Origin of the sequence: Microbulbifer sp. SH-1 (genome assembly GCF_011326135.1) — a bacterium.
Taxonomy (GTDB): Bacteria; Pseudomonadota; Gammaproteobacteria; order Pseudomonadales; family Cellvibrionaceae; genus Microbulbifer; species Microbulbifer harenosus.
The window spans coordinates 1,812,363-1,833,553 of record NZ_CP046948.1; the positions used below are offsets into that span (position 1 = coordinate 1,812,363).

Here is a 21,191-nt window from a genome sequence, read left to right on the forward strand (position 1 = left end):
TTATTTGCCATCGAGATACGCATCCGGCTCCCTGTCCCGTGTCGGATCGGTGTCGGCGGCGCCGGATCTGGCGCGTTCCTTTTCAGGCACGTCCCCTTCACGCAGCTGCATTACCGGGCTGGTGGTCTGCGGAGGTGTTATCGTCTTCAGCCCCTTGTAGGGGTTCAGTGCAGTATTCTGCGGCGTCACGGCCTCGCCGGCATTCACCCGTTGCAGGCCATTCACGATCAGCCGCTCACCGGGCTTCATCCCCTTATCCACCGCCCACAGTTCCCCCTCCCGCTGCCCCAGTTCCAGGTAGCGTTTGTGCGCGATGTTATTGTCATCCACCACATAGACGAACCGCCCCTGCATGTCTTCCTGCACGGCGGCCTGGGGGATCAGGGGTTTGATGGATTCCTTGCCGGAAAACACGCTGATCTCCACCCGCACAAACTGCCCCTGTACCAATAACTGCTCAGGATTCGGGAAGCGCGCACGCACGAGCGCCGAGCCAGTCGTCGGGTCGATCTGGTTGTCGACAAATACAATCACGCCAGGATGTGGATAGAGCACCCCATTGGGCTGTTTTATGCGTACTTCCCGCCGCTCCGGCGCCAGTCCCTGCTGGCGACGCCGCTCCGCCTCTTCCTGGACCACAAACAGGCGGTGTTCCGGCACTTCGAAATTCACGAAGATCGGGTCCATACGCACGATCGATGTCAATGGATCGGAGTTCGGGCCCACCAGTGAACCGTCGGTAAACTGGCTGCGGCCGATGATACCGGTAAGCGGCGCGCGGATCTGGGTGAAGCTGAGATTAAGCTCCGCTGCGTCCACATTGGCCTGCATGGCCTCTACCTGGGACTGCGCCGCTTCATAGTTGCCGGTGAGTTCATCCATCTGAACCTTGCTGATGGCGCCGGTGCGCACCAGTTCTCTGCCGCGGCGGAAATTGCGTTCGGCGATGACCAACGCGGACTGGGCCTGGGTAAGGTTGGCCCGCTGGTTTTCCAGCGCAACCACAAACGGCCTGGGGTCGATGACATACAGCAACTCCCCCTGCTGAACCATCTGCCCCTCAATAAAATTGCGGCTCTCGATATACCCCTCAACCCGAGGACGCACCTTGAACTCATCGGTGGCTTCAACGCGCCCCACATACTCATAGCGGGGAACCACCTGATGCGCACGCACTGCGAGTACCTCCACCGGCGGCGGCTTGGGAGCCGGCGTGTCTTCACCTTTGTCTCCGCAGGCACTCACACACAGCAAAATGAGCGCCGCAATGACCGGCGTGGGGAACAGGGCTTTCAACATCAGCTAAAACACACAGCCAATTGGACTACGACACATATTCAAACTATAGATGGCGCCCTTCACCAAACCGCCGAATGAGACTAATCAAGTGCCAAAAGCCGCTGTTAAGCGAATCTGTGATTTGGAGATGCCGCTCCAGCGTGATCGACAATGTCCGACGCGTTCTCGATGCGCCGAACTAAACTTTGCACGGGATACACGCAATCCCCCATTCACGCGCACACCTAAAACAGCAGACATTTCGCAGCCACGATGTTGATCGTCTCCAGACGCGAACATTTCACGGAAGTCGGTAAGCTGGCGGTCATCGCGTTCACCGGCCACGGCATTGTCTTTCTGATCAATTTGATACTGGCACGCCACTTGGCCGTAGCCGAATTCGAAAACTATGTTGTCGCGGTAGCGGTCTTTCATCTGATCCTGGCGATAACTTCCCAAGGGTTGGACAAGTATGCCCTGCGCATAATGCCGGCCAAATTTTCTCGCCAGCATCACGGACACGCGGCGCACTACTTTCTTTTTTCATTATCTCGCCTGATGATTGGCGCCATAGTGGTGGCCGCGTTGACGCTGTTGTGGGCTCGGGAATTACGCGAATTCTCTGACGACGTCTTGAATGCCATCTATTACAGTCTGCTCGCCTTGCCTCTCGGCGCACTGACTTACTACCTGTGCGCAGTGATCAGCGCCACCGGCGACTGCGTGCGCGCAACGACAGTCACCTATCTATTTGTGCCTGTGCTCACCTTGGCATTTGTCTGTATTGCACTGGTTGCCTCCCCGCAGGCAACAGGTGCCATGGGTATCCTCTGCTGGTTGATTTCCTGGTGCTTTGGACTCGCCCTCGCCACCTACTGGGTTAAAAAAGCATGGCCGGCAGAGGGCGGCGCGCTCAAGCCGGAGAGGGCCAACTTATCCTGGCAGCGCGAAGCGATGCCTTTCTGGTTATACCGCTTGTCCATGGTCGTCATTGCACAGATCGCCATTATTCTGCTCGACTGGCTGCAACCTTCGGCCGCAGCAACAGGCGCCTATGCTGCAGCCATGTCTACCGCCGGGCTCGCCGCGGTGCTAGCAGCGACCACCAACCGGGTCTATGCGCGGGAGCTCTCGATTATTCTGGATACGGGAGACCACACTGCACTCAGGCGCCTGCGGGTGCAACGGCTGCAGTGGATGCTACCGGTGCTGGGACTATTCCTGCTAATCGCACTCACATTCACCCGGGAAATTCTCGGACTGTTTCAGCCGGATTTCGTTACTGAGGGCACTACCGCCTTCCGTATTCTCGCGGTCACTACGTCGGCCACGGTGCTTATGGGGGTCGCCCCGATCTACCTGAAGCACCGGAAGCAGAGTCGTGTCATTTTTCCCGCGCTCGCACTCGCCGCACTCGCGCAAATAGCCCTGTTGATTATGTTGGTACCGAGATTTGAAGCAACCGGTGCGGCGATTGCCTACGCGATCTCTATGGTGGGGCTCTACAGCTTTTTTTCCCTGGTAGGCCATCGCCAAGTGCGCGCAGCTGAATCCAGAGGTAACTAAGCCGCTATATTAAAGGTCCGTTTGATAGCAAATTGCATTGGATGAAGCCGGAGTCGAGTTTTATGCCAGTAGCTACACTGAACAAAGCTATCTAATGGCCGCAAGTTCAATGAGTACAGAATCCCAGCAGAATCTGACACGCACGACCATGATGGGCATGGTGGTCGGTTCCATGATTGGAGCCGGTATTTTCTCGCTGCCCGCCACCTTTGCCAATGCCACGGGTCCGTTCGGCGCACTGATCGCCTGGTGTATTGCAGGTACTGGCATGCTGATGCTGGCGTTCGTATTCCAGACCCTGGCGGTGCGCAAACCGGATCTCGATGCCGGTATCTTTACCTACGCCAAAGACGGCTTCGGCAACTACATCGGCTTTATGGCCGCGTTTGGCTTCTGGGCGGGCAGTTGCCTCGGCAACACAACCTATTTCGTACTCATCAAATCCACTCTCGGTGCCGCTATTCCGATGTTCGGCGAGGGCAACACCGTGCCAGCGGTGGCTATATCCTCCGTCATTCTGTGGTCCATCCACTTCATGATCCTGCGCGGTGTCAAACAGGCTGCGGCCATCAACAAGATTGTCACCGTTGCCAAGATCATTCCCATCATTCTGTTCATCATCATTGTGGCGATGGCGTTCAAGAAAGATCTGTTCGTGGAAAATTTCTGGGGCGGTGGCGACTACAACCTCTCCGACGTGATGAGTCAGGTGCGCCGCACCATGCTGGTTACGGTGTTCGTATTTATCGGTGTGGAAGGCGCCAGTGTGTTCTCTCGCTACGCCAAGAATCGCGCAGATGTGGGTTGGGCCACGGTAATGGGTTTTCTCGGTGTGCTGTGTTTGATGATTCTGGTTACCTTACTGCCCTATGGTGTGCTGTTGCGACCGGAGATCGCCGACATCCGTCAGCCGTCCATGGCTGGTGTGCTGCAGGCGGTGGTCGGTACCTGGGGTGCTGTATTCGTAAGCGCGGGTTTGATCATATCGGTGCTGGGCGCCTACCTGGCTTGGACGCTGCTGTGTGCGGAAGCGCTGTTCACCGCATCCAAGTACGATCTGGTACCGAAGATCTTCGGGCGTGAGAACAGCAACGGCGTGCCATCTACCGCACTGTGGTTGACCAACATTCTGGTGCAGATTTTTCTGATCCTGACCATCTTTGCGCAGTATGCGTTTGATCTGACGCTGGAACTGACCAGTTCGATGACACTGATCCCGTACTTGCTGGTGGCCGGTTACGGGCTCAAGCTCGCATTCACCCGCGAGACATACGAATCTGATCCGGCGCGTCTGCGCAACCGCGAGTTGACCGTCGGCATCATCGCCGCTCTGTATACGTTTTTCATGATTCTCGCCGGTGGGTTGGAACATGTGCTGCTCGCCTGCATCCTGTTTGCACCAGGCACACTACTGTTCATTCTCGCGCGCCGGGAGCTGAACCTGCGCACTTTTAACGGTAAGGAACTCATTCTGTTCGCCGCCATCATTGTCGGCGCCGTCATCGGTATTTACTCGCTCATTACCGGTGCCATCGTCCTCTAGAGAGAGTTTTTTCATGGCCAGTTCCAAGTCCGAACCCAAGTCCAAATCCAAGTCTGCCGCCACTCTCGGCGTTTATTCCGAAGTCGGCCAACTGCGTAAAGTTTTGGTCTGCGCTCCGAGCCTGGCGCACACCCGTCTTACTCCGACCAATTGCGACGATCTTTTATTTGACGATGTCCTGTGGGTGCAAAATGCCAAACGCGATCACTTCGACTTCATGACCAAAATGCGTGACGTTGGCATTGACGTAGTGGAAATGCACAACCTGCTCGCCGAGACCGTCGCCATTCCGGAAGCGCGCAAGTGGTTGCTGGACCGCAAGATCACCGTGAATAACGTCGGTATCGGCATGATGGAAGACACCCGTGCCTACCTTGAAAGCCTTGAGCCGCGCGAGCTGGCGGAATTCCTCATCGGCGGCCTGTCGGTGATCGACCTGCCGGATGCGTTCTCCAAATCCGATTTCATGGAACTCGCCCGTGAAGCCCACGGCGCGACCGAGTACCTACTGCCGCCGCTGCCAAACACACTCTACACCCGCGACACCACCTGCTGGCTATACGGCGGTGTTACCCTGAACCCGCTGTACTGGCCGGCGCGCAAGGAAGAGACTTTTCTCACCACCGCGATCTACAAGTTTCACCCGATGTTTACCAAAGAGAAATTTGAAGTCTGGTGGGGCGACCCGGACACAAACTTCGGGCTCGCCACCGTGGAAGGCGGCGATGTGATGCCGGTGGGCAACGGCATTGTGCTGATCGGTATGAGCGAACGCACCTCGCGCCAGGGCATCTCGCAGCTGGCTGCGGCGCTGTTTGAAAAGGGCGCGGCGGAACAGGTAATCGTGGCGGCGATGCCGAAGCTGCGCTCGGCGATGCATCTGGACACGGTGTTTACCTTCGCCGACCGCGACCTGGTCACGCTTTACCCGGAGATCATGAATCAGGTACACACCCTGGTACTGCGGCCGAAGGACAAGGCTCAAGACCTGCATATCACTCTGGAAAACAAGCCGTTTGTGGAGGTGGTGGCGAAGGCATTGCACCTGAAGAAAATTCGCGTGGTGGAAACCGGTGGCGACCACTATGCCGCCGAACGGCAGCAGTGGGACAGCGGCAACAATCTTGTCGCGGCGAAACCCGGGGTGGTGTTTGCCTACGACCGCAACACCTACACCAATACACAGCTGCGCAAAGAGGGTGTCGAGGTGATTACCATCGTCGGCGCTGAACTTGGACGCGGCCGTGGCGGAGGCCATTGTATGACCTGCCCGATTGCGCGCGATCCCGTTGATTTCTGATACTCCCATTGCGATGAAACTGCGCGGGGCGGCCGCCGAGCTGCCCCGCGCGCGAGAGAATTTCTCACTATGGCCATGCCAGGTGAACACAAACACATCCGCACACCGTCCCTCCTCGATGCACTGATTCCGCTGGTAACGCTGGCGCTGCTGATTGGCAGCTCGCTGGCTCTGTTCGGTATGCAGGCACTGGACGGCCCAATCCAGACCGCGCTAATTGTCTGCTGCATGGTCGCCGCCCTCATTGCCCTGAAGAATGGTCACTCGTGGGGCTCGGTGCAGAAAGCCGGCCAGGGCGCGCTGGCGTCGATTACCAGTGCCATCTTCATTCTGCTCGCCGTGGGCGCACTGATCGGCACATGGAATCTTTCCGGCACCATCCCCACGCTGGTCTACTATGGCATCCAGGCGCTGTCCCCTACTTGGTATTACGTGGCGAGCGCGGTGATCTGCGGTGTTATCGCCATGTCCATCGGCAGTTCCTGGACTACCGCCGGCACCATCGGTGTGGGGCTGGTGGGCATCGCCACCATGCTGGAAGTCTCCACCGCGATTACCGCCGGTGCGGTTATCTCGGGCGCTTACCTCGGCGACAAACTGTCGCCGCTGTCGGAGACCACGATTCTTTCTTCGCAAATGGTCAAGGTGGACGTCTACACCCACATCCGCAATCAGGCCTGGACCTCGGTGCCCGCATTTCTGTTTGCCGCGGTGATATTTGCGCTGCTCGGCCTCGGCCGCGTCGACATTGAGGGGCAGAGCGAATTACAGCAGGCGGTGGAGCTGAAATCCCTAAACGGTATCTACCACATCACCGCTCTGAATCTGTTGCCGCTGTTGTTGCTGGTCATCATGTCGGTCCGCAAATTTCCCGCGTCCCTTTCGCTGCTGTTGTCGGCGATATTTGCCAGTATTCTCGGCGCCTTCCTGCAACCGACGGTGTATGCCGGATTTGCCGGTGAGGATGTTCTCGGTATCGGTGGCGCAGTGAAGGCGATCTGGCAGGCGATGGCAAACGGGTTTCATATGGCGTCGGGTGTCGCGGATGTGGACCAGCTGCTGTCCCGCGGCGGTATGTCGAGTATGCTGCACACCTTGTGGCTGATTATGGGTGCGGTGACCTTTGGTGCGCTGCTGGATGAGTTCGGTCTGATCAAGCAACTGATCAACCCGCTGATCTACCGCGCGAAAACTATTGGTGGTCTCTTCCTCACAGTATTCGCCAGCGCTTTCGGCCTCAATGTGGTGGCCGGAGATCAGTACATCGCCCTGGTGTTGCCTACGCGTATCTTTCGCGCAGAGTTTGAGAAGCGCGGCCTGGCCCCGCAGAACCTGTCGCGGCTGGCTGCCGATTGCGGCACCGTCACTTCACCGCTGGTGCCATGGAATTCCTGCGGCGCGTTTATGGCGGCAGTTCTCGGCGTACCCACGCTGCTGTATCTGCCGTTCTGCCTGTTCAACGTGGCGAGCCCGGCGCTCAGCGTGCTGTACGGCTATACCGGCTTCAAACTGGTGAAGCTCGACAGGCCGGTCACTCGGGAAGCGGGTGGCGACACTCGAGACGGCTGACGCCATTCTGCACTGCGCGTATACTTGCGCGATGAAATTTTGCAGCCACTGTGCCCATACCGTTGTATTCGAGATCCCCGCCGGCGACGACCGCCCCCGCCACCTGTGCCGGGCTTGCGGTGCCATTCATTATGTAAACCCCCGGGTGATTGTCGGCACCCTGCCCTATATCGGCGAACAAGTGCTGCTGTGCAAGCGCGCCATCGAACCCCGCCACGGGCTCTGGACTCTGCCCGCCGGATTCATGGAAAACGGCGAAAGTAGCGAACAGGGTGCACTGCGGGAATCTTGGGAAGAGGCGCGCGCCAAGCTCCGTATCGACGAACTGTTCGCGGTTTACGACATCCCCCACATCAATCAGGTGTACCTGATGTACCGCGGGGAACTCACCGATATGGATTTCGGCCCTGGGCCGGAGTCACTGGAAGTGGAACTGTTTGAGGAGAAAGACATTCCCTGGGACGAGATGGCCTTTCCGGTGATGACGCAAACGCTGAAGCACTACTTCCGCGACCGGGACAATGGCGAGTTTCAATTGCATCGCGAAGTGATCGAACGGAAGCTCTGAATCAAAACAACCTCCTCGCTTTAAAGCCCGCCTCGTTCTGTCGAGTTTCGGTGGCGGCGAATCACTGGGTAGCCCTTTTCGAAACCGCTGTGAATACATCCCTGTCGCCGACGCTTTCGAAAAGGGCTACCCAGCGCTTCACCTTCAGTTTTGACCGCAACACTTCGTCAGCCACACCGGGGGTCTAGTCGCCACAGATCAAACGCCGGCTCCTCGTAAGGATGGGCGCGGCGCATGGCGGCGAGCACGTCGTCCACCACCTCATCCGCGCACACGGTTTCCACCCGGTACTCCGGCACCTGTTCCACCCTCCCCTGCTGGCCAATAAACGGCTGGCTGCCGTCCAGCGGGCGGAATTGGCCGGTGCCGAGCACCTGCCAGCTGCAGCTGTCGTAATCGCCGATGCGCCCGGCACCGGCGGCAAACAGTGCCTGCTTCACCGTCTCCAGATGCGGTTCGGGGATATACACGCAGAGTTTGAACACCGCACCGCCCTCTCAGAAAATAATCAGAACAGCAGAGTCATCAGCTTGCGCTGATAGGCCGTCGCCACCGGATCGCCCTTGCCCAGCGCCTTGACGATATCCAGGTACGCCTGCTTCACCGCGCCATCGGCATAGCCCATATCCCGGCGCAGAATGTTCAGCAGCAGCTCCAGCGCCTCCTCGTGGCGCTCGTTCTGGCTGTACTGCACCGCCAGTTTGTGGGCTGCATCGAAGTCGTCGGGGTTGGCCGTCAGAACTTCCTGCAGCGCCTTGATCTCGGGGGATTCCGCCGCCTGCAGTTTCAGCTCCAGCTGCGCCATCAGCTGCTGGTAATCGCCGTCCTGATCCGCCAGCAGAATCTTGCCGAGCACCGCTTCTGCGTCTTTGGTGCGGTTTTTTTCCAGCAGTACCGCCGCGTATTGTTTGGCGATATCCGCGCGCTCACCGGAGTCCGTGTAGGCCTGCCGCAGGATTGGCAGTGCCTCGTCCAGGTCACCCTCGCCCACCAGCTTCTGCGCGCGCGCCAATGCCAGGTCCCAGGGCTTGGGCAGGTATTTATCCAGCATCTCGCGGATCTGTTTTTCCGGCTGGGCGCCAGCAAAGCCGTCAACCGGCTGGCCATCTTTCAGCACCATCACCGTAGGCAGGCTGCGCACCCCCAGCTGGCCGGCCAGCACCTGCTCGGTATCGGCATTCAGCTTCGCCAGCAGGAACTGGCCCGCGTATTCCCTCGCCAGCTTCTCCAATACCGGCATCAGCTGTTTGCAGGGCTCACACCAGTCGGCCCACACATCCACCACCACCGGGCGTTTCATGGATTCTTCGATCAACACCTGCTGGGCATTCTGGGCTGTGACATGGATAATCTGTTCGTTCAAAATCAATCCTCATTGAGCACGTCTGTATTTGCTGAATGGTACACGCTGCCGCGCTGATTTGTTGAGTTTCAGGTATTGGATCTCACCTTCCACATCCTTTGCCTCGACAAAACAACTATTTGCCTGCGCGCCGGGCTCGCCGCCATATTGCGCGAACAATGAATACGATCATTAACAGCAGGAGTGACCAGGGTAATAAATAAGCGACTGCACTGACCGCATCAGCAACTCCATTGGACAGTCTGCCTCCAAATTCCTTGAATGCAACTTTGATTGGGTACAGGAAAGAGCGCTGGGTGTAGACGATGAAATTAATGGTAACCAGATCCATCTCAACGCGCTGCAGCAGTCTCTGGCGCTCACCGCTGGCCAATTCCAGATCTGATTGAACTTTGGCCATCTCTCCTGCGAGCTTGATCAGCGCATCCACGTCATTGCTGGGCTTTCCACTCAGCGTTTCGAGTCGATCTCTGTAGTTATTCAACATCTCGAGACGTTTCTGATTATCGACGATGGCATCGCCCAAATCCTCGGCAGAGGTAGCTTTACTGGTAACTTCTCCGGCTCCCGATGCCAACTCCAAAAGTTGGGGAACCCCTTCCGGTACGATCCGTAATTCCACTCGTGCATTGACGTAGTTATCGGTCTGTAACTCGCTCTGCAGCATGGTGCAGCGGTAACGTTCGTCGGCGCTGCACCATGCCAGAATCTGGTTGTACTTTTTCTCCAATTGGGCGGGGGGGAGAGCTACGGATAAATGATGCTTATACGCAAGATAGCGGTCGCGCTGCCGCTGGTTTATTTCTGCGGCTTTCATCGCCGCAGATCCGACGATTTCTGCCATCATGGCGGAATCGTCAGAATCCCTGCTCGAACACGAAACCAGAAATACCAAAAATAACAAAAATAATGATCGCAAATTATTCATTGTTGCCTTCTTTCCAATAAAAAATCACGCTCTGGGTTCCCCATCAAAGCTGAACTTTCTCACCAGTGCAATGACGACGGCAACCGCGGCGATGACAGCAATTTGGCGAATTTACGCCAGCGCTCGTCCTGCGAGTCCGCGCCTTGCTCGACATATTCCTGTACCAGCTGCTTGCCCCAGTTGTAGTTGATCACGTAGGCGCCGTAAGTATCCACGAACCTTACCCGCTGCGCAGCCTTTTCCGGGCTCATTCCGGTGTACTTCTGGAAGCGGGCGATGGCCTCGTCGCGGTCTATCTCGCGGTCGATGTATTCGCGCGCGACGATGTTCTCTGCAAACTTCAGTTTCGCCAGCAGGTCGAGTACCCGCTGGTATTTTTCCGCACCAGCGGGGTCGAGGCCGGCTAGCGGGTAGAGGGTTTCCCGTTCAAAGCGCGTTTTGTCCTCGCCCGGGAAGGCGAGATCAATACCGTAATTGGCGCTGCCCTCGGCAATCAGGGATTGCGGGCTGAACAGCGGATACACGCTGTACTCCACCCAGCCCCGGTCCTTCACCAGTTTCTGTTCCAATAATGTGTTGTAGGTATGGTGGCCGGGGTAGCCCTCGTGGCAGCCGAGATCCACGGCGCGGTCGATATAGATGGGCAGTTCGCTGTTGATCTGGATCAGGCTGTGGGCATTGCCCTGGTACCAGTTGTAGCCACTCCAGGGTTTGTCCTGCACGTACTCCAGGCGGAAGCTCTCATTTTCAGGCAGCTGGATATGCGCCTTTGTGCGTTTCTTGCATTCGTCGATTGCCGCATTGAACACCGCCTCCAGCTTGTCTTCGGGAATGCGGTACTGCTGCTGGAATTGCTGTATGCGCAGATGCAGCGGCTCGCCGCCCGGCAGTTCCTGTTCGAGTGCCGCGAGCACCGGCTCGAATTCGGCGTACTGTTGCACCGGTGGCTCGGTGTCATACAGCGCTTTGGCCTCGCGCTGGAAATTGCGGTAGCTCGCATCGGCAATGTGATGGGCGTGATAGGTAACGGCGGACAGTTGGGTTTTTAGGTAATGCTGACGCAGGGCCTGCAGATTGCCCGCAGGCTCGGTAGTCTGCGGCAATTTCGCCAGCAGTGCTTCCGCGCGACTCGCCAGTTCCGCCGGCGAGGCTTGATCCGCTTCCGCCTCGGCTTTCCAGGCGGCGGGCCCGTAATAGGCATCTACATAGCTTTTATCGTGATTACCGAGAGTGAGCACCAGCCGCACATAGTCTTCCGCCAGCTGGTCCAGCGCGGCGTCATTTTGCGTATTCTCGGGCGCGGTTGCGGTTTCACCCTGCTGCGCGGATGCCGTGGTTTCGGTTGCGTCGGATTCCCGCGCCCCGTTCTTAGTGCGGCTGTCGCAGCCTGCCCCTATCGCGAGTAACAGGCCCATTGCCGCGGAGATCGTTATTTTTTTCACGTCGTTGCTTCCCGTTGCAGAGTTCACAAGTTCAAATCGACTGCCGACGATCATAGCCGATTCAGGGTTGCACGCCGATCTCCGGTGGCAGGAGCGCAAGCTCCCGTTTGATCCACTCCAGGAACAACTGCACCTTGCGTGTGCGGTGCATGTCGCGGTGAGTGACGAGCCACAGGTTTGTGCGCCACTCCCGCGGCGGCTCCAGCATTCGACGCAGACCGGGGCGCGTTTCCGCGCACCAGCTGTGCAGCGCGGCAATGCCGACGCCATTGCGGGCAGCGTCCTCGAATCCGGAGAACTCATTGCAGCGAAACACAATCTGTTCCTCTGGCACCTGCCTGGCGATCCAATCCAGACTGGGAATGAAATCGTAAGCCTTGATGGGCGCAATAAAGCGGTGGCCAGACAGGTCGTCGCGGCTGTTCAGCGGTCCGCACTCGCGAACGTACTCCTCGGATGCATAGAGGGTGTTCTGCAGGGAGATAGCCGGCTGCACCACATAGTCCGGTTCCGTGGGTTTTGCCCCCGGACGGATGCCGATGTGCGCTTCTCCGTGCTCCAGGCGCAGATGGCGTTGGTCTGCCACCAAATGCAGGCGCACCTGGGGATTCTCGGCCTGAAAACCGCGCACCATGGGCATCAGCTGCGGGATCAGCGTGTTTACGGTAGTGATGATCAGCGTGCCATGCAGCGCCTCGTCCACGCCCTGCATCTTCCCCACCAGCAGGTCCAGCTGATCCTGCATATTTTCCGCCGCACTCATCAGTATCTGCCCCGCTTCAGTGGGCACGTAGCCGCGGGGGTGGCGGATAAACAGCCTGGTCTTCAGCGCCTTCTCCAGTGCGTCTATCCGCCGCAACACGGTGGAATGCGACACCTCCAGCTCCAGCGCCGCGCCCGACAGTGTGCCCGCGCGGGCCACCGCCAGGGCGTAGTGCAGGTTGTTCCAGTCCTTGACCGCGGTGCCAGACATCCGGGTCTCCTTGTGCCAGTTGCTTGGTATGCAATCTACTGCGCCTCAGACTTCTGTGCAACTACGCACAGAAGCGTTGCGAATATTCTATTTCTGTCTTTCCTAAGTTAGGACAGAATGGCCGCCATTGAGATTGGTTTGGAACGTTACCGGCGTTTCGCATTCGGCGGAATCTCCGCAAACACGCATCAAAGGAAAATCCATCATGAGCAACAATCGCAAACCTCGCCTGCTGGCCCTTGCCGGCAGCCTGCGTCAGGACTCCTGGAACCGTCAGCTGGCAACCGCCGCCGCGCAGATGGCGCGGGACGCCGGTGCCGAGGTGGTGGAAGTGAACCTGCGCGATTATCCCCTGCCCCTGTTCGACGAAGATATTGAGGCCGTCGGTGTACCGGAGCCCGTGAGCCGCCTGAAGGACCTGTTTGCCAGTGCCGACGGCCTGCTGATTGCGAGCCCCGAGTACAACGGTTCGGTCACTGCCGCACTGAAAAATCTGATTGACTGGGTGTCCCGTCCCGATGGTCAGTACGGTCGCGCAGAAGTGTTTCAGGGGCGCCGCGCTGCACTGTTTGCCACCTCCCCGGGCGGCCTTGGTGGTATGCGCGGGCTGAACCACCTGCGGGATATTCTGCAACCGCTCGGCACCTGGATCGCCCCCACCATGCTGGCGGTGCCGGCTTCCATGAACGCATTTGATGCAGAGGGGAACCTGGTGGACGAGAGCGCAAAGACTCAGCTGCGCACACTGGTGGAACAGACCCTGGCGGCGATGGTGATCTGATCCACGGGAGCTCAGATACAGGAACTGAGGTGGGGAATATTCTGCGCCTCAGTTTTCCTCTTCGTAGCGGTGCCAATATCGCTGCATCTTCAGGAACAGGAAGGACGCGGTCCAGGTGATCAGCACCAGTCCGGTCAGCGCTTCAAGACCGGCGGTAAAGCGCAGTTCGCCGTGAGGCTCGACGTCGCCAAAGCCGAGTGAGGTGTAGGTGGTAAAGGAGAAATAGGCACAATCAATCAAGGAACCATTGAAATTGCCCGTCAGGGTACCGAAATGCGGCGAGTGGTACATGTAGTAGTAACCAAACGCGAACATCCAGATTTCCGCAATGTGGCCGATCAGCGCGCCGAACACCCCCATCAGAACCCCGAGGTTGCGCCGCAACTTCAGCTTGTGGCCAAGTTTGAAAAGCCCGTTCAGCACCTCGTGGTGTATCACGATGGCAATGGCAACCAGCAGGCTGTTGAGAAATAGCGTAAGCAACTTATGGGCGAAATCGCTTTAGCGTCGTTTCTGGAAAAAATCCTTCACCAGTGCACCGGCTTCATCCTGCATGACCCCACCCTCGACCTGTATCCGGTGATTGAAAAACGTCTGTTCCGCCAGCTGCAGCTGACTCACCACCACACCGGCGCGGGGTTCGCTTGCGCCATAGACCAGGCGCGCGATGCGGGCGTGCACCAGGGTGCCGAAACACATGGTGCATGGCTCGATGGTGACATACAGGGTCGCACCCGGCAGGCGATAATTGTTCATGTGGCGGGCGGCCGCGCGCAGTGCCACCACTTCGGCGTGGGCGCTGGGGTCGGAAGCGGTGATCGGCTGGTTGAAGCCTTCGCCGATGACTTCCCCATCCAGTACCACCAGCGCCCCTACCGGTACCTCCCCCAGTTCGGCGGCTTTGGCGGCAAGCCCCAGGGCCTGCTGCATGAACATGTAATCCCGCGGCGTCGCCAATTTAAGAACTTCCTTCGTTAACGTTACTCTAAAATTCCATCGGCGGCTGGCTTGATGAACTGCCGCAACAGGAAATCGGCTTCCAGTTGCAGGCCGTCCTGCTGCTCAAGGGATTGCCGCGCTTCTGTTCGCCCTTTCCAGGCAAATGGCGTCATCGCGAGAAAATCCCGCACTGCCTCGTTGCCGTGAATGTTGAGGTCGAATTGACAGCGGCTCTCACCGATCGACTCAAACCCGGAAATGGCCGCCGGCGCCGTATGCCGTTGCGGCGTCTCATAGAGGCGGGACTTCAGGCTCCAAAGATGATCCGGGCCCGGCGATACATCCAGCAAAATGCCACCGGGCTTGAGCACCCGCACCAGCTCTTCCGCCGGGCCCGGCGCAAATACTCTCAGCAGTGCATCGACGCTGTTGTCTGCCACCGGCAGGTGAAAACTGCTGCCCACCGCGAAGTTCGCCTGCGGCTGCCGTTTTGCGGCAAGCCTTATGCCGGCCTTGGCGATATCCACCCCGAAAATATTGGCAGACGGCCAACCGCTCTCGGCCAGGGTGCGCACGTAGTACCCCTCTCCACAACCGATGTCCAACAGCAATGGCCTGTCACCATTTCCTGCGGTAGCAAGCTGGGCACAGATGGACTCTGCCAGCGGACGGTAGTAGCCGGCATCCAGAAAACGTCGCCGCGCGGCCAGCATGTCCGCGGAATCCCCCGGCTCACGGCTGCGCTTCTGCTGCACTGGCAGCAGATTTACATAGCCCTCTTTTGCGCGGTCAAAACTGTGGCCGTTGCTACAGCGCCAGCTTTGCTTTTCCAGACTCAATAGGTGATTGCAATGAGGGCACTGCCAGATCATGCGTTTTCGATGATTTCCTGTGGTTTCGGCACGTCAGTTTTGTGCAAGATCAGTTCCGCCGCTTTTTCCGCGATGGCAATCACCGGTGCGTTGGTGTTGCCGCTGATGAGGGCGGGCATTATGGAGGCATCCACTACCCGCAGTCCATCCACGCCGCGCACCCGCAGTTCAGCATCCACGACCGAAAAATCATCGTCGCCCATTTTGCACGTACCGACGGGGTGGTAAATGGTTTCGGCATTCTGGCGAATAAAATTCGCGATCGCATCGCGCTCGCTCAGTAGTTCCCTGGGAGACCACCAGCGCTTCTGCAACGTCTTGAGCGCAGACTGGCCGATGATGTCGCGCGCCATTTCAAATCCCTCGATCATGACCTGCAGATCTTCGGGCTCGGACAGGTAGTTGGGCTGAATCAGCGGCGGCGCCTTGGGATCGCGGGAGGCGAGCGCAATATGCCCGCGGCTTTTCGGCCGCAGTGCACAGGCGTGCAGGGTGTAACCATTGCCGGATTTTTTATCCAGGCCGTGCTTGAACAGCGGTGCCGCGGTCAGGTGAAACTGGATGTCCGGGTACTCACCGGCGAGGCTGGAACTGACGAAGCCGCCGGCATCCGCGACATTGTTGGTGAGCATACCGCGATTCAGCAGCAGGTATTCCGGGAAATGCATGGCGGTGGCGAGCTTGGAAAAAAAGCCGTTGTTGAATCCAACCTTGCGATCCGTCTCCACCACCAGGGAAATATCCAGGTGGTCCTGCAGGTTCTGCCCTACCCCCGGCAGGTGGCACTGGGGCACGATGCCAAGCTTTTTCAGCTCCGCCTCCGGGCCTATGCCCGAGAGCATCAGCAACTGCGGCGACTGGATCGCGCCGGCACACAGGATGATCTCCTTGTTGGCGACGATGCGGCGACCGTTCACCAGGGTCACCGCACTCACGCGGCTGCCCTTAAACTCGAGCGCCGCCACCGGCGAACTGGTGCAGATACTGAGATTCGGGCGGTTCTTTACCGGATAGAGATAGGCGGTGGCCGCAGAGCAGCGGCGACCGAACTTCTGCGTGACCTGATAGAAGCCCACGCCGTTCTGCTGGTGGCCGTTGAAATCGTGATTGGGCCGGTGACCGGCTTCCTGCGCCGCCTGCACAAACGCGTACCCCGCGGGCGACTTCCATTTGAGGTCGGAGACTGCGAGCGGGCCATAGCCACTGTGGTAGGCATCGCTGCCGCGCTGGTTGCCCTCTGCCAGTAAAAAGTACGGCAACATACCCGACCAGCCCCAACCGGGATTGCCCGCCCTCTCCCAGGCGTCGTAATCGCCCGGGTTGCCGCGGGTGTAGATCATCGCATTGATGGCACTGCTGCCACCCAGCACCCGGCCCCGCGGCCAGAACAGGCGGCGGTTGTCGAGATTGCTCTGGGGTTCGGTGTAGAAATGCCGGTTGAAGCGTTTGCCCGGCAGCAGGTAGGCGATGCCCGCGGGCATCTGGATCAGCAGGTTGTGGTCGGAGGGTCCCGCTTCCAGCAGGCAGACGCGGTTCTGCTCGTCTTCACTGAGGCGGTTGGCCAGCACACAGCCGGCGGAGCCCGCTCCCACAATCACATAGTCGTAGACCCGGCTTTTGCCCATACCCGCCTCCCGTCCCTTGTTCTGATCATTATGCTGGTACTGGATTCCAACCCGGCTGGTGCAGCCGGTCAATGATCAGAACAGTCTAGACAAGGCGACGGGACTTATTTGGCGCTCAGGTCCGCGGAGACATCCAGCGCCACCGGGCGACCACTGCGGTTGCCGTCGGCGCTTTTCGTGCGCAGTGACTGCACCGTCTGCGGGTCAGTACCCTCGGTAAGCGGCAGCCACTGGTCGCCGTCGAAGTATTCCAGCGCCAGCCCGGGATACGGCAGCGCAGTTTTCACGCGGTCACCTTCCACCACCGCGCCAGGCACGGGGATGCGATAGCCAATGCCGGCGCGATCCAGCTTCAGCAGCTCCTTGTTGCCAAGCGCCGCGGAGAAGCTCGCCCAGTCGCGCGCGAGTGCCTGTTTGTCTACAAAGGTGGTTTCCGCGGAGAATGTCTGGCCCGCTTTCAATGGCAGTTCCCAGCTCGCCTGGTGCCAGGCGCGCTCGGCGAGCGCCAACAGACGCGGGAATACCTGGTACTCCACCGCCTCATCGGTGCGCACCACTTCGCTCCACAACTGGCCCTGGATACCGCGCACACTGTCGGCAAATTCCGGCGCGGGCGAGGTCGCCTCCCAGCCGTGGCCGTCGCGATCGGGATACACCTCCGCCTGCTGCGCGGTATTCAGCGGCGCGTAGCTGAAGGTCTTGCGGGTATCGGTATAGCGGGACGCCCAGTAGTAACCGCGCTCCGCCGGGTCCACTTCCTGGGGCATGTCGAAGTAGAGGTAGTCGGAGTGGGACTGCACCAAGTCGAAACCGGTCTGGGCAAAATGCGCACTCTCGTCACCGCCGCCCCAGAACAGCGGCGCCCAGGAGTTCACGTAGTTGTGCCGGGTGGCGAGCTCTTCGCTGGCGTTGCCGATTTTCTTCACGCCATCGTTCCAGGCGGCCATGGTGGGAATACCCGCATCCGCCACCAGCTGGCTCACGCGCTTGGCGTAGAGTTCACCCAGCTCGTCAAGGGCTTTCACTTCGCCGCTGGCGATCAGTTTCTGGCACTGGGGTGAATTGCTCCAGGGCTTGTTGCGCATGTCGGCACTGGTGTCGCCCTTCTGGGGGTCTTTGCCCGGACCCACTTCAAAGCTGTCGGAGGCGAGGATGTTGACGGCCTCGTCGCCACCAAAGTGCCAGGTCTGCAACGGCATACCGGCGGTGTCGTGCATGGCCTTCACTTCGCGGATCACTTTGCCGACGAAGTGGTAGGTGGAGTCGACGCAGGGGTTGATGTAGCTGTCGTTGTAGAACTGTACCGAGAGGTACCTGGTGTCGTCCTCGGGGTCGATCAGGCGGTAGGCCTCCGCAGCCGCCGGGTCAGAGTCTTTCAGCTTGCGGTAGCGCGCCTCCATCGCCACCACGGCAGAGCGGGCGTGGGCGGGCATATCGAACTCCGGCACCACTTCGATGTGGCGGTCGGCGGCGTAGCGCAGGATCTCCACATAGTCGTCCACGCTGTAGAAACCGGAGCCGAAGTTGTCCGCCCTGGGCCCGGAGCCCAGCTGCGGCAGCAGGCAGGTGTTTTCTTGCAGATCGAAGCAGCGCTGGCTGCCGACCTCGGCGAGTTCCGGCAGTCCAGGGATCTCCAGGCGCCAGCCCTCGTCATCGGACAGATGGAAATGGAAGCGGTTGAGCTTGTAGGCCGCCATCTGGTCCAGCAGCTTCAGCACCACCTGCTTGCTGTGGAAGTTGCGGCCGACGTCCAGGAACATGCCGCGGTGGGGGAAGCGCGGCGCGTCCGTCACTACCGCCTGGGGCAGGCTGTTGCTGTTGAGGTCCACCAGTGCCAACAGGGACTGCACCCCGTAGAAGGCGCCGTCGGTATCGGCACCGGTAACACGGGCGCCGTCAGCCTCCACCACGAGGCGATAGGCGCCGGCGGGCTTGCCAGCGAGCGCGGAGCTGTCCACCGTCACCTGCACTGGGTAGGCGTCGTCACTTTTTGCGGAAAGACCCAGTTGCGTCAGGCGCTGCTCCAGCGCGCGCACACTGCCATCGGCGAGGCCGGTGGCATCAATCGCGATACCGGCACCCAGCACCACCGGCGCACCGGCGAGAACCTCGGTGGAAAGCGGTTGCGGAATGATACGGCCACGCCAGTCCGGCTCCCCGACACTGGCGATGTCATCGTCCGCGGTGAAGCGCTCGAAGCGGGTGGAGGCCGTGGCCAGCATATTGGCGTCGTCCGGCGCGCGCTTCCAGTTGTTCGGGTCGTTCTTGTTGATGGGCAGGACTATGTCGCTCAGGTCATCGGTATCTGTGGATTCGATCACCCGCGCTTCGCCGTCGGCCCCTACCACAAACAGGCGCGGCTGGAAGTCGGAGGCGAACTGCATCCAGCTTTCCGCCAGGATATCCAGCGGCAGGGACTCACCTCTGGCGATCCCGGCGAACTTCTCGGTGGGGATCAGACGGTGCAGGTCGCCGTTGACCCGCTCCAGGGTAAAGGCGTCGCTGTTCAGCAGCGCCAGAGAGCGGCGCACGCTGTGGAAATAGAGCACCCAGTCCCGCTCATCGGCAGCAATCGCCGGGCCGTGGTTGATCAGGCTCACACGGTAGGTGGAACAGGCGGCGCTGCTCCCCCCGGCCCGTTTGCACAGCGCGCGCATCTCATCGTCCATCCCCTGAAAATTGGTCAGTACCTCCTGGGTCACCGCGAAGTTGGCGGCGATGCGCTCGGGCGCAGAGAGGGCGACGGCGGTCTCGGGCGCCGCAGCGGATTCGGGATCGGAACAGGAAGCGATCAATGCGGACAGGGCCAGGCTGGCAAAGAGGGGAAGCCGATTCATGGGTCTTCTCTTTTATTGGTGGTGCTCTATTGGATTTTTTGTGCGCGGACACGGTGAACCGACACCGGCCAGCCGTCCACCATAGCGAAAAAGACAACGCTGTCAACAGGATCTGATGGCCCCCGGACATAAGCAGGAAAGGACCGGGCTCGCGCCAACAGTCATATGACTGCTGAACCACGGCGGCATTTAGTGATCCAACCGTTCGTTCACTAGACGATGTTTTTATAAGGCGCGGATTACATCCGGCGTTTTAGTAGTAAAAAACATTGGCGGAAACCTCCCCGCAGCCCCCGGAAACTCGGCAAAACTCTGAATATCCAGTAATGGCGGGGCTTACGAAGAAATGACCGTCACCCCGCAAAAATTCACGTCCAGGGTTGGCAAAATGGCGGAATTTGTGAGACAAACGGGTTCAGTAAGGGTGAGCCATAATAAATTCAGTGGTTGTTCAGTAACCAACTGATGTAGACAAAACGCCCCGGGGTGGAAAGATGGAAACTTGCAGTTCTCGGTTTCGTTCCAACAAGCGCCTGATCAGCAGCCTGCCGGTTGTGCTTGGCATTCTGTTGCTTCCCGTATCCACGGCCCTGTTTGCCGAAGACACGATTTTCATACCCGACTCTACCAAAGCGCTCAATCTCCAGGCGGACAACGCCTTCTTCATCGACAGTGCATTTGGCATGGACAACAACGCGCTGTTTGAATCCGCGGAAAACCTGCGCAACAACTCCATGGGCATGGTGCATCGCCGCCTGAATCACCAGTGGCTGGAGGTACATACCTATCCCGATCAATCAGAGAATGTCACCGGCGGCCGTGCGATCAATGAAATTCTGAAGATGGGTTTCAAAACCTACATGGAACAACATAAGCGCGCCAAGCAACATCCTCTGCTGCGCTACACCAATAGCCACGGCAGTCTCAACAACGCGCTGGATTACGACTTCCGCCTGTCGGATGACAAGTTCTCGATCTCCTTCGAGTACGAGTTTTAACCGCCAACAGCCCGGACAAATCCGCTCTCTGCCGCGCGCGCCTGCGCGAATTTGCTAGAATCTCCGCCTATACCTACCGGCGGAGATTCCCGTGCCAGAAACAGTCAATTCCCCCTCTCAGTTCAATCATCTTCCCCGCGCCGGCGTAATGCCGCGCCTCGTGGCACTGCTTTACGACCTGTTGATCGTCGCGGGCCTGTGGATGGTGTACGGCTTCTTCGCCATGCTGGTGGTTTCCGCCTTTGGCGGGCTGCACTGCCAACCGGAACTTCAGGACTACACCCCCTGCGTCGGCGGCCTGCTGTATCAGCTCGGCCTGCTGTTGGTAACAGCGGGATATTTTTTCTGGTCCTGGCGCGCCGCCGGACAGACCATTGGCATGCGCGCCTGGCGCTTGATGGTGGCGAATAACAACGGCATGCAGCTCAGCTGGTACCAGTGCGTAATCCGCGGGCTGGTGGGCCCACTCTCACTGGCCTGCCTGGGGCTGGGATATTTCTGGGGTTACTTTAGGGAGGATCGCGCCAGCTGGCACGACCTGGCGTCGGACTCGGAAGTGCGGCAATTGCCGAAGAAGAAGAAAGAGAAAAAACGCTAATCTTGAAGCGG

General features: G+C 59.1%; 20 protein-coding genes. 8 read left to right on the plus strand and 12 right to left on the minus strand.

Features of this window, described 5'->3' with window-relative positions; all coding sequences use genetic code 11:
- Together GNX18_RS07855 and GNX18_RS07860 are read right to left on the minus strand one after the other, a co-directional pair.
- Complete coding sequence (locus GNX18_RS07855; RefSeq protein WP_166216815.1) at positions 1-1,299, minus strand: efflux RND transporter periplasmic adaptor subunit; 1,299 nt, start codon at positions 1,297-1,299, stop codon at positions 1-3.
- Between the two features lie 84 nt (positions 1,300-1,383).
- The gene (locus tag GNX18_RS07860) at positions 1,384-1,800 is read right to left on the minus strand and encodes a hypothetical protein (protein ID WP_166216818.1); all 417 of its coding nucleotides are present in this window, start codon (positions 1,798-1,800) and stop codon (positions 1,384-1,386) included.
- Between the two features lie 36 nt (positions 1,801-1,836).
- Between GNX18_RS07860 and GNX18_RS07865 the strand changes: the two genes are divergently transcribed.
- From GNX18_RS07865 to GNX18_RS07885, 5 genes are all read left to right on the plus strand, one after another.
- Positions 1,837-2,844, plus strand: coding sequence for a hypothetical protein (locus tag GNX18_RS07865; protein WP_166216820.1), 1,008 nt, complete (start codon positions 1,837-1,839; stop codon positions 2,842-2,844).
- 109 nt (positions 2,845-2,953) lie between these two features.
- Positions 2,954-4,387 carry a basic amino acid/polyamine antiporter gene (locus GNX18_RS07870; RefSeq protein WP_166216823.1) on the plus strand — a complete coding sequence of 478 codons (1,434 nt, stop codon included), beginning with the start codon at positions 2,954-2,956 and terminating at the stop codon, positions 4,385-4,387.
- A 13-nt stretch (positions 4,388-4,400) separates the two neighbouring features.
- On the plus strand, positions 4,401-5,687 hold the full coding sequence (gene arcA / locus GNX18_RS07875) for an arginine deiminase (RefSeq protein WP_166216826.1): 1,287 nt from the start codon (positions 4,401-4,403) through the stop codon (positions 5,685-5,687).
- A 69-nt stretch (positions 5,688-5,756) separates the two neighbouring features.
- The gene (nhaC, locus tag GNX18_RS07880; protein WP_166216829.1) at positions 5,757-7,256 is read left to right on the plus strand and encodes a Na+/H+ antiporter NhaC; all 1,500 of its coding nucleotides are present in this window, start codon (positions 5,757-5,759) and stop codon (positions 7,254-7,256) included.
- 31 nt (positions 7,257-7,287) lie between these two features.
- Positions 7,288-7,824 carry an NUDIX hydrolase gene (locus tag GNX18_RS07885; RefSeq protein ID WP_166216832.1) on the plus strand — a complete coding sequence of 179 codons (537 nt, stop codon included), beginning with the start codon at positions 7,288-7,290 and terminating at the stop codon, positions 7,822-7,824.
- Between the two features lie 167 nt (positions 7,825-7,991).
- On the opposite strand, the gene GNX18_RS07890 is transcribed toward GNX18_RS07885, so the two are convergent.
- The 5 genes from GNX18_RS07890 to GNX18_RS07910 all read right to left on the minus strand — a co-directional run bounded on the left by GNX18_RS07890 (position 7,992) and on the right by GNX18_RS07910 (position 12,530).
- Entirely contained in the window at positions 7,992-8,309 is a 318-nt protein-coding gene (locus GNX18_RS07890; RefSeq protein WP_138234104.1) for a YqfO family protein, read from the minus strand.
- Between the two features lie 23 nt (positions 8,310-8,332).
- Entirely contained in the window at positions 8,333-9,187 is an 855-nt protein-coding gene (gene trxA, locus GNX18_RS07895; RefSeq protein ID WP_166216835.1) for a thioredoxin, read from the minus strand.
- Positions 9,188-9,302: 115 nt separating this feature from the next.
- The gene (locus tag GNX18_RS07900) at positions 9,303-10,115 is read right to left on the minus strand and encodes a DUF4349 domain-containing protein (protein WP_166216838.1); all 813 of its coding nucleotides are present in this window, start codon (positions 10,113-10,115) and stop codon (positions 9,303-9,305) included.
- A 59-nt stretch (positions 10,116-10,174) separates the two neighbouring features.
- Complete coding sequence (locus tag GNX18_RS07905; RefSeq protein WP_240914294.1) at positions 10,175-11,557, minus strand: hypothetical protein; 1,383 nt, start codon at positions 11,555-11,557, stop codon at positions 10,175-10,177.
- Positions 11,558-11,618: 61 nt separating this feature from the next.
- A complete protein-coding gene (locus tag GNX18_RS07910; protein WP_166216841.1) occupies positions 11,619-12,530 on the minus strand; it encodes a LysR family transcriptional regulator in 912 nt (303 codons plus the stop codon).
- A 205-nt stretch (positions 12,531-12,735) separates the two neighbouring features.
- On the opposite strand from GNX18_RS07910, the gene GNX18_RS07915 reads away from it, so the two are divergent.
- On the plus strand, positions 12,736-13,311 hold the full coding sequence (locus GNX18_RS07915; protein ID WP_166216844.1) for an NADPH-dependent FMN reductase: 576 nt from the start codon (positions 12,736-12,738) through the stop codon (positions 13,309-13,311).
- Between the two features lie 48 nt (positions 13,312-13,359).
- Here the strand turns inward: GNX18_RS07915 and GNX18_RS07920 are convergent, their stop codons facing one another.
- The 5 genes from GNX18_RS07920 to GNX18_RS07940 all read right to left on the minus strand — a co-directional run bounded on the left by GNX18_RS07920 (position 13,360) and on the right by GNX18_RS07940 (position 19,584).
- On the minus strand, positions 13,360-13,794 hold the full coding sequence (locus GNX18_RS07920; protein ID WP_166216847.1) for a potassium channel family protein: 435 nt from the start codon (positions 13,792-13,794) through the stop codon (positions 13,360-13,362).
- An 18-nt stretch (positions 13,795-13,812) separates the two neighbouring features.
- Entirely contained in the window at positions 13,813-14,247 is a 435-nt protein-coding gene (gene tadA / locus GNX18_RS07925; protein ID WP_240914352.1) for a tRNA adenosine(34) deaminase TadA, read from the minus strand.
- Between the two features lie 44 nt (positions 14,248-14,291).
- The gene (rlmA, locus tag GNX18_RS07930; protein WP_166216852.1) at positions 14,292-15,122 is read right to left on the minus strand and encodes a 23S rRNA (guanine(745)-N(1))-methyltransferase; all 831 of its coding nucleotides are present in this window, start codon (positions 15,120-15,122) and stop codon (positions 14,292-14,294) included.
- Positions 15,119-16,747: a GMC family oxidoreductase gene (locus GNX18_RS07935; protein ID WP_166216855.1), complete on the minus strand. Its 1,629-nt coding sequence runs from the start codon at positions 16,745-16,747 to the stop codon at positions 15,119-15,121. The genes rlmA and GNX18_RS07935 overlap by 4 nt, the downstream gene beginning before the upstream one ends.
- A gap of 104 nt (positions 16,748-16,851) precedes the next feature.
- A complete protein-coding gene (locus GNX18_RS07940) occupies positions 16,852-19,584 on the minus strand; it encodes a family 20 glycosylhydrolase (protein WP_166216858.1) in 2,733 nt (910 codons plus the stop codon).
- Positions 19,585-20,078: 494 nt separating this feature from the next.
- On the opposite strand from GNX18_RS07940, the gene GNX18_RS07945 reads away from it, so the two are divergent.
- Positions 20,079-20,582: a hypothetical protein gene (locus tag GNX18_RS07945; RefSeq protein ID WP_240914296.1), complete on the plus strand. Its 504-nt coding sequence runs from the start codon at positions 20,079-20,081 to the stop codon at positions 20,580-20,582.
- A 91-nt stretch (positions 20,583-20,673) separates the two neighbouring features.
- Complete coding sequence (locus tag GNX18_RS07950) at positions 20,674-21,180, plus strand: RDD family protein (protein ID WP_166216861.1); 507 nt, start codon at positions 20,674-20,676, stop codon at positions 21,178-21,180.
- Positions 21,181-21,191: the final 11 nt, after the last annotated feature.